General features: G+C 42.3%; 12 protein-coding genes. 11 read left to right on the forward strand and 1 reads right to left on the reverse strand.

The window, feature by feature from the left end; translation table 11 throughout:
- Position 1 precedes the first annotated feature (1 nt).
- The 7 genes from dnaX (at position 2) to PG840_RS12750 (ending at position 6,503) form a co-directional block, all read left to right on the forward strand.
- Positions 2–1,570, forward strand: coding sequence for a DNA polymerase III subunit gamma/tau (gene dnaX, locus PG840_RS12720; RefSeq protein ID WP_270205822.1), 1,569 nt, complete (start codon positions 2–4; stop codon positions 1,568–1,570).
- Positions 1,571–1,591: 21 nt separating this feature from the next.
- Entirely contained in the window at positions 1,592–1,942 is a 351-nt protein-coding gene (locus PG840_RS12725) for a YbaB/EbfC family nucleoid-associated protein (protein WP_022220696.1), read from the forward strand.
- Between the two features lie 16 nt (positions 1,943–1,958).
- The gene (gene recR / locus PG840_RS12730; RefSeq protein ID WP_270205823.1) at positions 1,959–2,555 is read left to right on the forward strand and encodes a recombination mediator RecR; all 597 of its coding nucleotides are present in this window, start codon (positions 1,959–1,961) and stop codon (positions 2,553–2,555) included.
- 67 nt (positions 2,556–2,622) lie between these two features.
- Positions 2,623–3,723 carry a LacI family DNA-binding transcriptional regulator gene (locus PG840_RS12735; RefSeq protein WP_195255219.1) on the forward strand — a complete coding sequence of 367 codons (1,101 nt, stop codon included), beginning with the start codon at positions 2,623–2,625 and terminating at the stop codon, positions 3,721–3,723.
- Positions 3,724–3,986: 263 nt separating this feature from the next.
- Positions 3,987–4,643 (forward strand): fructose-6-phosphate aldolase, encoded by a 657-nt coding sequence (gene fsa, locus PG840_RS12740; protein WP_008370963.1) that lies wholly within the window; start codon positions 3,987–3,989, stop codon positions 4,641–4,643.
- 94 nt (positions 4,644–4,737) lie between these two features.
- Positions 4,738–5,574, forward strand: coding sequence for a transketolase (locus PG840_RS12745; protein WP_055158468.1), 837 nt, complete (start codon positions 4,738–4,740; stop codon positions 5,572–5,574).
- On the forward strand, positions 5,562–6,503 hold the full coding sequence (locus tag PG840_RS12750) for a transketolase family protein (RefSeq protein WP_022220697.1): 942 nt from the start codon (positions 5,562–5,564) through the stop codon (positions 6,501–6,503). The genes PG840_RS12745 and PG840_RS12750 overlap by 13 nt, the downstream gene beginning before the upstream one ends.
- Positions 6,504–6,679: 176 nt before the next feature.
- Here PG840_RS12750 and PG840_RS12755 read toward each other — a convergent pair whose 3' ends face one another.
- Positions 6,680–7,480: a hypothetical protein gene (locus tag PG840_RS12755; RefSeq protein WP_118199585.1), complete on the reverse strand. Its 801-nt coding sequence runs from the start codon at positions 7,478–7,480 to the stop codon at positions 6,680–6,682.
- Between the two features lie 193 nt (positions 7,481–7,673).
- On the opposite strand from PG840_RS12755, the gene PG840_RS12760 reads away from it, so the two are divergent.
- From PG840_RS12760 to PG840_RS12775, 4 genes are all read left to right on the forward strand, one after another.
- A complete protein-coding gene (locus PG840_RS12760; protein WP_117836386.1) occupies positions 7,674–8,273 on the forward strand; it encodes an HD domain-containing protein in 600 nt (199 codons plus the stop codon).
- A 66-nt stretch (positions 8,274–8,339) separates the two neighbouring features.
- On the forward strand, positions 8,340–9,473 hold the full coding sequence (locus PG840_RS12765; RefSeq protein ID WP_118199587.1) for a LysM peptidoglycan-binding domain-containing protein: 1,134 nt from the start codon (positions 8,340–8,342) through the stop codon (positions 9,471–9,473).
- Between the two features lie 68 nt (positions 9,474–9,541).
- Positions 9,542–10,720 carry a DUF5711 family protein gene (locus PG840_RS12770; protein ID WP_118199588.1) on the forward strand — a complete coding sequence of 393 codons (1,179 nt, stop codon included), beginning with the start codon at positions 9,542–9,544 and terminating at the stop codon, positions 10,718–10,720.
- Positions 10,721–10,729: 9 nt separating this feature from the next.
- The gene (locus tag PG840_RS12775; protein ID WP_270205824.1) at positions 10,730–11,641 is read left to right on the forward strand and encodes a CvpA family protein; all 912 of its coding nucleotides are present in this window, start codon (positions 10,730–10,732) and stop codon (positions 11,639–11,641) included.
- Positions 11,642–11,852: the final 211 nt, after the last annotated feature.

The raw sequence follows: 11,852 nt of genomic DNA on the forward strand, positions 1-11,852 counted from the left end.
CATGTCATATACTGCCCTGTATCGTAAATTCCGTCCTGCGGAATTTGAAGACGTAAAAGGACAAGATCATATTATCACAACGCTGAAGAATCAGATAAAGGCGGACAGGATCGGACATGCATATCTGTTCTGTGGCACAAGAGGAACCGGAAAGACAACAGTAGCGAAGATTTTTGCAAAGGCAGTCAATTGCGAGCATCCGGTAGACGGAAGTCCCTGCGGGGAATGTACCATGTGCAAAAATATTGCAGCCGGTACTTCCATGAACGTCATTGAGATCGATGCGGCTTCCAACAACGGTGTGGACAATATCCGTGAGATCAGGGAAGAGGTATCCTACCGTCCGACGGAGGGAAGATATAAGGTGTATATCATCGATGAGGTGCATATGCTTTCAATAGGTGCATTTAATGCTCTGTTAAAGACTTTGGAGGAACCTCCGGAATATGTAATCTTTATTCTTGCAACGACAGAGGCACATAAGATTCCGATCACGATTTTATCCAGATGCCAGCGCTACGATTTCAAGCGTATTACGATCGATACGATCGCAGCGCGGTTGGATGAACTGATGAAAAAAGAACAAGTTGAGGTAGAAGAAAAAGCAATCCGCTATATTGCGAAAGCGGCGGACGGATCCATGCGAGATGCACTAAGTCTTCTGGATCAGTGCATTGCGTTTTACCTCGGACAGAAGCTGACCTACGATCATGTTCTTGAGGTTCTTGGCGCGGTGGATACGGATGTGTTCAGCCGGCTTCTCAGACAGATCATCAGCCAGGATGTGGGAAAGGTACTTGCTACCGTAGAAGAGCTTGTGATGCAGGGTAGAGAACTGACGCAACTTGCGGCAGATTTTACCTGGTATCTGCGCAACCTTCTTCTGGTGAAGACTTCGGATAATATGGAAGATGTGCTGGATGTATCGACGGAGAATCTGGCGCAGCTGAAAGAGGAAGCACAGATGATCGAATCCGGGGTGCTGCTCCGGTATATCCGTATTTTTTCCGAGCTGACAAATCAGCTCAAATATGCAACACAGAAAAGAGTGCTTCTGGAAGTAACACTGATCAAGCTTTGCAAACCGCAGATGGAGAGTACGAAGGACAGTCTTCTGGACCGGATCCGTGCACTGGAAAAACAGGTAGAAGAAAGAAGTTTTGCAGTTGCGCAGCCACAGGAGAGGGTTGTTTATGTAAATGGTGAAGCACCGAAGCCACAGCCAAAACCGCAGCTTCCGAAAGCACTGAAGGAAGATGTAAAGCAGGTGACATCCAATTTCCGGAAGATTGCAAACGAAGCATCAGGAATGCTTAGAGGCTATCTGAAGCAGGCAAGACTCAGCGTGGACAATCAGGACAGACTTCTGATCGTTCTGCCGGATGAGATCAGCGCCAGCGTGGTAGGAAGCGAAGAACATAAGCAGGAATTAAAAGATCTGATTGAGAAAAAAATCGGCAAGACTGTGGAGATTGATGTGCGTCAGGTGGAGAACGGACGCCATTTTGAAGACAGTTTTGTGGATATAGAAAAAGTGATCAATATGGAGATCACGATTGAAGATGAATAATAATTAGGAGGATTTATAGTTATGGCAAAAAGAGGAGGATTTCCAGGAGGCGGAATGCCGGGAAATATGGCAAATTTAATGAAGCAGGCTCAGAAGATGCAGAAGCAGATGGAAGAGCAGGCAAAAGAGATGGAAGAGAAAAGTTTTACAGCAACTGCAGGCGGCGGAGCTGTAGAAGTGACCGTAAGCGGTAAAAAAGAAGTCCAGAAAGTAAAACTTCAGGAAGAAGTTGTGGATCCGGATGATGTAGAGATGCTGGAAGACCTGATCATGGCAGCAGTCAATGAAGCACTTCGTCAGGTCGATGAGGCAAATACTTCCGCTATGAGCAAGCTGACTGGCGGACTTGGCGGAATGCCGGGAATGTTCTAGAACGGGAGTGTAAAAGATGGATTATTACAGCAGTCAGATCAGTAAACTGATCGAAGAATTATCAAGACTGCCTGGTATCGGAGCAAAGTCAGCCGGAAGGCTGGCTTTTCATATCATTAATATGCCGAAGGAACAGGTAGAACAGCTTGCAGCGACACTGGTAGATGCAAGAAATAATGTAAGATACTGCAAGCAATGCTGCACGCTTACTGACAAAGAATTATGCCCGATCTGTGCCAGCGAGGAGCGGGATCATAAGACGATCATGGTTGTGGAAAATTCCCGAGATCTTGCAGCTTATGAAAAGACTGGAAAATATAACGGTGTGTACCATGTACTTCATGGCGCAATTTCCCCGATGCTTGGGATCGGACCTGGAGATATCCGGCTAAAAGAGCTGATGGAGCGCCTTCAGGGGGATGTGGATGAAGTGATCATCGCAACCAATTCCAGCCTGGAAGGGGAGACTACTGCGATGTATATCAGCAAACTGATCAAGCCGACAGGAATCAAGATCAGCCGGATCGCAAGCGGCGTGCCGGTCGGCGGCGATCTGGAATATATTGATGAAGTGACGCTTCTGCGTGCACTGGAAGGACGTACAGCACTTTAGGTGACTTAACGTGACTTAAGGACTGCGAGGAGTGCCGGAAACGTATGCATTTGAAAGAAGTAAAGATATGAGAAAGAAGAAAGTAACCTCTTCGGATATCGCACATGCGGCAGGTGTGTCGCAGGCAACGGTATCCATGATCCTGAATAAAAAATATAATGTATCATTTTCAAAAGAAACGATCCGTAAAGTGGAACAGATCGCAGAAGAGATGGGATACGAAGTACCGAAAAGAAAGACACGCAGAGAAAGCAGGAAAGAAAAACTGATTGTCGTATTTTGTTCCAACCTCACGAACCCTTATTATGTTATGTTGCTTCAGGGGATTGAATCCCGTGCAAAGGAGCAGGGATATGGACTGTTTGTGTGCAATACCCAGAGGGATCTGAAGATGGAAGAGCGGTATCTCAGGATGATGCATGAGCTGAAACCGCTTGGCATTATCTATACCTGCAATCCAAGCCATTGTTTTATGGATACGATAGAAGAGTTGGCAGAAAAAATTCCGATCGTAATTATCAATAACCAGAATGAGCATCTGAATGTAGATGCAGTGGAACTGGATAATTCCAAACTCGGAAGGATGATGGCAAAGCATCTTCTGGATCTGGGGCATCGGAAAGTAGCGTATATTGCGCCACCTCTTACAACCAGACAGAAGCAGCGATCCAAAAGGGTGGAAGGATTTCTGAAAGAATTTGATGCTGTTGGATTAAAAGGCAATGTGATCATCAAGGCAGCAAATGAGTCGATCGATATGAGCATCCCGAATATCGATTCGGAGTATAAGATCGGATATGATCTGACGAAAGAGCTTTTGAGAGAGCATAATGATATTACTGCGATCGTCGGATTAAATGATATGATCGCATTTGGAATCCTGGATGCACTTCACGAAGAAAAATATAAAGTTCCGGCAGATATTTCCGTAATGGGATGTGATAATACACTGTTTGCGAAGATGCATAAGGTGTCGCTGACAACGATCGAGCATTTTGTCGTTTTCAAAGGGCGGGATGCCTGTGATATCATTATGAAAAAGATTCTTTCTCAGAACAGCCAGTATTCAGAGATCCAGCCGATCAGCACCTACCATGTAGAATATGAACCTCGTCTGATCGTTCGTGGAACGACGTCTTATGCGAAAACAAAAAAAGGGAAAAATTAGTTTAAATTCAAAAAATATTAGTAATATTTCATAGTTTATGTCTCTGAAAACGCTATAAAATAAAGAATTATCCAAAAACGGTATCAAAAAATTACTAATAAAATAGTTAATATTAATGTGAAAAATTACTAATAAAAACATATGGCTATTGACCTGTCAGAGTAAATTGCGATATAATTTAACCAAGTCAGGCAATCAGATAAAAAGAGAGATTCCTGATAACGGGAAATACGAATTTTCATGTTCATAAGGAGGAAAACGAAATGAGATTTTTCATCGACACAGCAAATGTGGAAGACATTAAAAAAGCTAACGATATGGGAGTTATCTGCGGAGTTACAACAAATCCGTCACTGATCGCAAAAGAGGGACGTGATTTTAAAGAAGTTATCGCAGAGATCGCATCTATCGTAGACGGACCGATCAGTGGAGAAGTAAAAGCAACAACTACTGATGCAGAAGGTATGATTGCAGAAGGTAGAGAAATCGCTAAGATCCATCCGAACATGGTAGTTAAAATTCCGATGACTGTAGAAGGACTGAAAGCTTGTAAAGCTCTTACAGCTGAAGGAATCAAGACAAATGTAACACTGGTATTCACAGCAAACCAGGCACTTCTTGCAGCAAGAGCAGGGGCTACATATGTATCGCCGTTCCTTGGACGTCTGGATGATATTTCTGTACGTGGAACAGAACTGATCGAAGAAATCGCTGAGATGTTTGCAGCGGCCGGAGATATTGATACACAGATCATCTGCGCGAGCGTCCGTAACCCAATGCACGTTACAGAATGTGCACTTGCAGGTGCTGATATTGCAACTGTTCCTTACAAAGTAATTGAACAGATGACACATCATCCGCTTACAGATGCTGGTATCGCAAAATTCCAGGCTGATTACAAAGCAGTATTCGGAGAATAAAATTTACAATCGGAATAATTTACTGTCGGAAGAGCACTAATCTGCGCTTCCGACAAAGTGACTAAAAATAAACTATTTCAGGAGGCATATTTTCATGAACAAGTCAGAACTTATGAAAACTGCAAATGAAATCCGTAAGAGCATCGTGACAGCAGTACACGCTGCCAAATCCGGACATCCGGGCGGATCTCTGTCAGCAGCAGACATCTACACATATTTATATTTTGAAGAGTTAAATATCGATCCTAAGGATCCTAAGAAAGCAGACCGCGACCGTTTCGTTCTTTCCAAAGGACATACAGCTCCGGGATACTATTCTGCACTGGCACACAGAGGATTCTTCCCGGTAGAAGACCTCAAGACACTTCGTCATACAGGATCTTACCTTCAGGGACATCCGGATATGAAGCACATCCCGGGTGTTGATATGTCAAGTGGATCTCTGGGACAGGGAATCTCAGCAGCAGTAGGTATGGCTATTTCTGCAAAACTGAGTAATGATGACTATCGTGTATACACACTTCTCGGAGATGGAGAAATTCAGGAAGGACAGGTTTGGGAAGCTTCTATGTTAGCAGGCTTCAGAAAACTGGACAATCTGGTAGTAATTGTAGATAATAACAACCTTCAGATTGACGGACGTATTGATGAAGTTAACTCACCATACCCGATCGACAAGAAATTTGAAGCATTCAACTTCCACGTAATCAATATCGATGGACATGATTTTGATCAGATTGCAGCTGCTTTCAAAGAAGCAAAAGAAACAAAAGGAATGCCGACAGCTATTATTGCCAAGACCATAAAAGGTAAAGGTGTTTCTTTCATGGAAGACCAGGCTGGATGGCATGGAAAAGCTCCGAATGATGAAGAATATAAGATCGCTATGGAAGATTTAGAGAAAGCAGGTGAAGCATTATGTCAGAAGTAAAGAAAATCGCAACAAGAGAAAGCTATGGTAATGCTTTAGTTGAACTTGGAAAACTGCATGATGATGTAGTAGTACTTGATGCTGACCTTGCCGGAGCTACAAAGACAGGAATGTTTAAGAAAGCATTCCCGGAAAGATTTATCGACTGTGGTATCGCAGAAGGCAACATGATCGGAGTTGCAGCTGGTATCGCTACAACAGGCAAAGTTCCGTTTGCAAGTACATTTGCAATGTTTGCAGCAGGACGTGCATTCGAACAGGTTCGTAACTCTGTCGGATATCCGAAGAACAATGTTAAGATCGGTGCTACACATGCAGGTATTTCCGTTGGTGAAGATGGTGCTACCCATCAGTGCAACGAAGATATCGCTCTTATGAGAACAATCCCAGGTATGGTAGTGATCAGCCCGGCAGATGATGTAGAAGCAAGAGCAGCTGTATTTGCAGCATATGAACATCAGGGACCGGTATATATGCGTTTCGGAAGACTTGCAGTGCCGGTAATCAATGATAATCCGGATTATAAGTTTGAGATCGGAAAAGGAATCGTACTTCGCGAAGGTAAAGATGTAACAATCGTTGCAACAGGACTTGAAGTGAGCGAATCTCTTGCAGCAGCTGAAAAGCTTGCAGCAGACGGAATCGATGCAAAAGTAATCAATATCCATACGATCAAACCTATTGATGAAGAACTTATTGTTGCAGCAGCAAAAGAGACAGGAAAAGTTGTTACCGTAGAAGAACATTCTGTTATCGGTGGACTTGGAAGTGCTGTATGTGATGTGCTTTCTGAAAAACTTCCTACACCTGTTCTGAAGATTGGTGTTATGGATACGTTCGGGGAATCTGGTCCGGCAGTTGAACTGATCAAGAAATACGGACTTGATGCAGACAGCATCTGCGAAAAAGTAAAAGCATTTGTAAAATAATAAAAAAGGATTCTGAGAATCTATAATAAAAATGCCAGAACCGGTGTAAATCGGGACTGGCATTTTTGTTATGGATGAAAGGAAAGTTCTTGATCCGCTGTGGGAGTGAGAAGGATACAGCACCAGACCAGTGGCACTATAACCAGTTATATTTTGAGAGTGGCATATTTCCCGTTCTAGGAAAATATTTTCCGTATAATACAGCTTACAAGTCCAATTCCGCATAATGGAAGAAGGATTCCTTTCAGACTTCCATACAGCTGCAGACCGCCGGCAAGACCGGTCAGTGGTGATGGAGAAGAAGGAATCAGATTCCAGAATATTCCGGCAGCAATTACAGTTATACCGATGAACAGGAAAGAGAAAAGCCCCCGTCCGGTATCGACACGCTTTGTACCCCTGTCTCCATAAGCACATGGTCCGGTCAGCGCCCACAGGAAGAAAATAATCTCCATAATCAGCAGAAATGCTGCGACGCCAAGGAAGGCACCGAGCGTATAATTCTTGGCATTTACCGCTGTGGCAAGTGAACCATATACTGGATAACAGCTCCAGAAATTCTTGAAAATATTAAATGCAATTACGGCGATCATCAGAAGCGTTACGCCACGGGCTCCGGTCTGCAGGAGTTTGCCGGTTATTTTTGCGCCTGTCTGCACGGTCTTTTTCACCGGAGTGGTGATGATCGAAGCGGATGGAGTGGAACGCTTTTTCCCGGAAGCTTTTGAACTGCCGTTTCCAGAGTTTCCGGAAGTACGTTTCCGGGCTTTTTTAGACCGCTCCTTTCGTGAATCCTCTGAAGGATCTTCGGAGGAAGAGTGTTCCTTCTTTTTTACTTCCTCGCTTTTGTTGGTTTTATTTACATCTCTTTGAGATTTCTTTTTACGCCTTTTTACGGTATCCCGATCCGGTACGTCATCCAGATCAATGATATCAAAGTCAGTATCGTCTGACAGGTCTTCATAAATTTGTTTCATGTTACAATCAGCCTCCTCATTTTTGTTTCGCCCTATTTTATACCAGGAATTTGAAAGAAACAATATGAATCACAGAAACATCACAAAATCATAAGGAATTCTTTAGAAAAGAATGAGGTGGAACAAAAGAAATTTTGGTATACTTAAAGTACGCCGGGAAAAGGAACACGGCAGAAAAAAGAGGATACCCAAAATGGAAAAATTACAGGAAACGATAACTGAATTAAATGATAAATTAAAAAAGGAAAATAAAACACCGGAGGAGCAGGATGCAGAATTTGAGCAGTTTTATGAATGCATCAAAGATATCGCAACCCATCCGGTAGTGCTAAGAATGAAGCTTTATCCGCATCATGGAGTGACAAACTGTTATCAGCACTGTCTTCATGTTTCTTACTATAATTATATCTGGTGTAAGGCACTTGGACTGGATGCAAGGTCAGCAGCGCGTGCGGGAATGCTGCATGATTTGTTTTTGTACGACTGGCATACCCATGCAAAGCGGACAGGGGATCATTTTCATGGGATGACGCATCCGAAAAGAGCGCTCATGAACGCAGAGAAATTTTTTGATCTGAATAGCATCGAACGGGATATTATCATCAACCATATGTGGCCGGTCACACTTTTTTCTGTGCCGCGGACAAAAGAAGGATGGATTACGACACTTGCTGACAAGTATTGCGGCAGTTTTGAGACTGCACAGCGGAAGGAGAGCGATCCGGTAAAGAAAAAACGGGGAATGGACAGGATTGTCGAACGATTTTCCTATTTAGTAGACACAAAGCGATAAAAAGTGTGCTTTCCATATGATACGATAGCCTAAACTACAAAATATGCAGAATGAGGTGAGAGTATTATGGAAAACAAATTTCCAAAAAATGTACGTCAGATAGGAAATGTGAGTGATACTCCGAAGATTTACGTGGAAGATTATGTAGATACATTTCTGAATCAGATTTGTGATAAAGCAGATAAGGAACAGGCAGGTGCATTTCTGGTCGGTAAAAAAGAAGTAACAGAAGGTCAGGAGTGTCTCTATATTTTTGGCGCGATCTGCATGGAATTTTCCGATGATGAAAATGAAATCATTTCACAGGAGAATTTTGAAAAAGCAGAGCAGGAGAAAAAGGAATATTTTGAAGAGGGTACGATGATTGGTTGGATGCTCTGCAGACCGGGCGCGCGAATGGTGATAGATACGAAGATATTCAATACCCATGAAAAATATTTTTCCGAAAGAAATACTATTTTTATATTAAAAGATAATGCAGAGGTGGAAGAACAGTATTATTGTTACAAATATAAAGAGCTGATGCAGATTGGCGGGCATTATGTTTATTATGAAAAAAATGCTGCAATGCAGAGTTATATGATTACGGCACGGAAAAAGATTGGCGTGACACCCAGCGAAGTTGTGGAAGATAAGGCTGCAAAAGATTTTCGCAACCTTGTAAAAGAAAGATTTGAGGCGCAGGAGCAGAAGAAAACTTCCAGGCTGACATACGTGGCGAGCGTGTTTCTGGTAATTGTGGTTCTGATTATGGGCGTGACAACCCTGAACAATTATGGGAAAATGAAAAGTGTCCAGTCATCCCTGGAATTTATACGTAATTCGATCATGAAGCAGGGCGAGGAAAAAACGCAGAAAACCAGTGGCACAGTAAAAGAAGCAAATGAGCAACAAAATGAGAATACCGTTCAGTCAGAGCAGACGAATGATCCGCAGACAGAGGAACAGCAGGATCCGATGCCACAGCAGGGAGAGGGCTCTGATTCTGCTTCGACAGAGGAAGAAAAGGTCGATGATTCTTCGATGAGCGCAATGCAGGAAATGAGTGAAGATATTTATATTGTAGAAAAAGGCGATACGCTAGCCAAAATCAGCAAGAAAGTATACGGGGATAGTGGACATGTAGATGCGATCTGCAGAATGAACGGGTTGTCGGACGGAAACCTGATTTTTATCGGACAGAAATTGATTCTGCCGTAGTTTTCTGTACATATGAATAAAAACTGTGGTATACTAACAACAAACTAACGACAGGAAAAGGACAGGTTATGGATGTGATAGTAAAGGTACGTGATCCGGACGAAAACCTGGAAGAGAAGATAAAGGCGTACAAAGTAAAAAAGAGAATAAAGACGGCGGTAACGATTTTGGCGTTTGTGTTTGCACTGATCAGCAGCTATCTGCTTGTGAAATTGCAGACATATACAAGCTTACGGACTCTGCAAAGCTATAAAAATAAAGAGACAGAATCAAGTGATCTGAAATATTTGCAATATGCAGACGGAATGCTCAAATATGGACGGGATGGAATTGCGTATATCAATAAAAAAGGTGTAGAGCAGTGGAACCAGTCTTATCAGATTAAGGATCCGGTTATCAATGTGTCGGGAAAAGCGATGGCGGTCGCAGAGCGCGGTGGAAATGATATTTATGTTATGGATGAAAAAGGCGCGAAGGGAGAAATCCATACGAATTATCCGATCGAGAAGATAGCTGTTGCGGAAAATGGAATTGTCAGTACGATTTTAAATAACGAAAATTCACCAATGGTTGTGTGCTATGATGCGACAGGAAATGTACTGGTAGAGCACAGAGCTTCACTTACCGGAACCGGATACCCGATTGGAATCGCACTTTCGCCGAACGGAACGAGACTTCAGATTTCATATTTGTGTGTAGCGGATGGTGTCGAGGCAACAAGAGTCGGATACCTGAATTTTGATAATACAGAAGAAGCAAACAAAGAATATCAGGTTGCTGATGATGTTTACAAAAACACAATTGTTCCGACTTCGTTTTTTATAGATGAGAAGAAGTCTGTACTGGTCGGAGATCAGTCGTTTATGATCTATAAGGAAACGGACAAGCCGAAGCTTTCTAAAACAGTAAAGCTGGATAAGCAGATTAAAAGCTTTTTCCATGACGATGAATATCTTGGGTTCATACTGAAAGAAGAAAGCGGAGAATATGAGCTTCGCCTGTATGATATGGAAGGAAATCAGAAATTATCTAAAACATTTACCGGGGAATATGGAAATGTAAAGATTGCAGATGGAAATGTTATCATGTATGATGGGACTTCTTGCCTGATTTATTCCAAGCTTGGTGTGAAGCAATTTGAAGGAACGACAGAATATGAGATAAAAGAAGTAATTCCGGTTTTCGGAATCAATAAGTACCTGGTGATGAATGCAGACGGACTTGCAGAGGTACGGCTTGTAAAATAGGAGTAGAGTATGGAAGTAAATATTTTATTGGTAATTGTCGGGGGCATTATAGCAATAGGAGCCATTGTAGGATTTGCCAAAGGTGCTGTCAGGATTGCTGTATCGCTTGGGGCGACGATCCTTACACTGGCGGTTGTGTATTTTGCAACGCCGTATGTCAGCAAGGCAATTTATTCGCTTACACCGATTGATGAGATGGTAGAACAGCAGTGTATAAAAACGATGACAAAAGCCTTCACGGGAGAAGCGGATACAAATTCGGGATTTACGGAAGAGCAGGTACGGGGAATCCTCTCGGCGGCAGGTGTATCTGAGCAGACATTGGAAGCAGCAGGAATTACCGTGGAAGATATTGTAAATGGTAATGTGTCAGATGAGATGCTGCAGCAGTATGGAATTTCACCAAATATCTTCGATGGACATGTGCCAACGGAAGAGGCAGAGCAGTCAATCATGGAGGCTGAGGTTCCAAAGCAAATGCAGATAGTGGCAATCGAGGGGGCAGATCTTCCGGATGTATTTAAGAATCTTCTTCTGGAAAATAATAACAGTGAAGTTTATCAGAAGCTTGGGGTAACGACATTTGCGGAATATGTAAGCAAATATTTTGCAAAGCTGGTTATCGAGATTGTCGCGTTTCTGGTAACATTCCTGTTTGCAACCATTGTGATAAGAGCGGTTGTGTTTGCGCTTGATTTTGTGACAGCACTTCCGGTTCTGGGAATTCTGAACAGGCTGGCAGGAGTTCTGGTAGGGTCGACGATTTCATTTATTATAGTAGGGATCCTGTTTATCGTAATTACGCTTCTGTATACAACAACGATAGGAAAGCAGGCAATGGGAATGATCAGAGAAGATCAGATCCTTAGTTTTTTATATGATAATAATATAATTATGAAAATTGCAACAATGTTGAGATAAAAGGCTTGACAATAGAAACTGATAATGGTATCATAAAAATCTATCACGGAAAAGTGATGGGTTTTTATTTATAATAAGGGATGTAAGGTAGCCTTTGAAAATAAAAATAAAAACCTCAAAAAATGTGTTGACAAAACAAAATACACATGATATTATATAGAGGTTGTCGCTAATAAAAATAAAAAGCGACAAAAAATAATTTAAAAAAGTT

Origin of the sequence: Coprococcus sp. AM97-35, from assembly GCF_027697525.1 — a bacterium.
Classification (GTDB): Bacteria; Bacillota; Clostridia; order Lachnospirales; family Lachnospiraceae; genus Allocoprococcus; species Allocoprococcus comes.

Coding starts and splice junctions, on each gene's coding strand:
- PG840_RS12725 (WP_022220696.1), top strand. CDS start 1,592: ATGGCAAAAAGAGGAGGATTTCCAGGAGGCGGAATGCCGGGAAATATG.
- PG840_RS12735 (WP_195255219.1), top strand. CDS start 2,623: ATGAGAAAGAAGAAAGTAACCTCTTCGGATATCGCACATGCGGCAGGT.
- dnaX (WP_270205822.1), top strand. CDS start 2: ATGTCATATACTGCCCTGTATCGTAAATTCCGTCCTGCGGAATTTGAA.
- PG840_RS12765 (WP_118199587.1), top strand. CDS start 8,340: ATGGAAAACAAATTTCCAAAAAATGTACGTCAGATAGGAAATGTGAGT.
- PG840_RS12755 (WP_118199585.1), bottom strand. CDS start 7,480: ATGAAACAAATTTATGAAGACCTGTCAGACGATACTGACTTTGATATC.
- PG840_RS12775 (WP_270205824.1), top strand. CDS start 10,730: ATGGAAGTAAATATTTTATTGGTAATTGTCGGGGGCATTATAGCAATA.
- fsa (WP_008370963.1), top strand. CDS start 3,987: ATGAGATTTTTCATCGACACAGCAAATGTGGAAGACATTAAAAAAGCT.
- PG840_RS12760 (WP_117836386.1), top strand. CDS start 7,674: ATGGAAAAATTACAGGAAACGATAACTGAATTAAATGATAAATTAAAA.
- PG840_RS12750 (WP_022220697.1), top strand. CDS start 5,562: ATGTCAGAAGTAAAGAAAATCGCAACAAGAGAAAGCTATGGTAATGCT.
- PG840_RS12745 (WP_055158468.1), top strand. CDS start 4,738: ATGAACAAGTCAGAACTTATGAAAACTGCAAATGAAATCCGTAAGAGC.
- PG840_RS12770 (WP_118199588.1), top strand. CDS start 9,542: ATGGATGTGATAGTAAAGGTACGTGATCCGGACGAAAACCTGGAAGAG.
- recR (WP_270205823.1), top strand. CDS start 1,959: ATGGATTATTACAGCAGTCAGATCAGTAAACTGATCGAAGAATTATCA.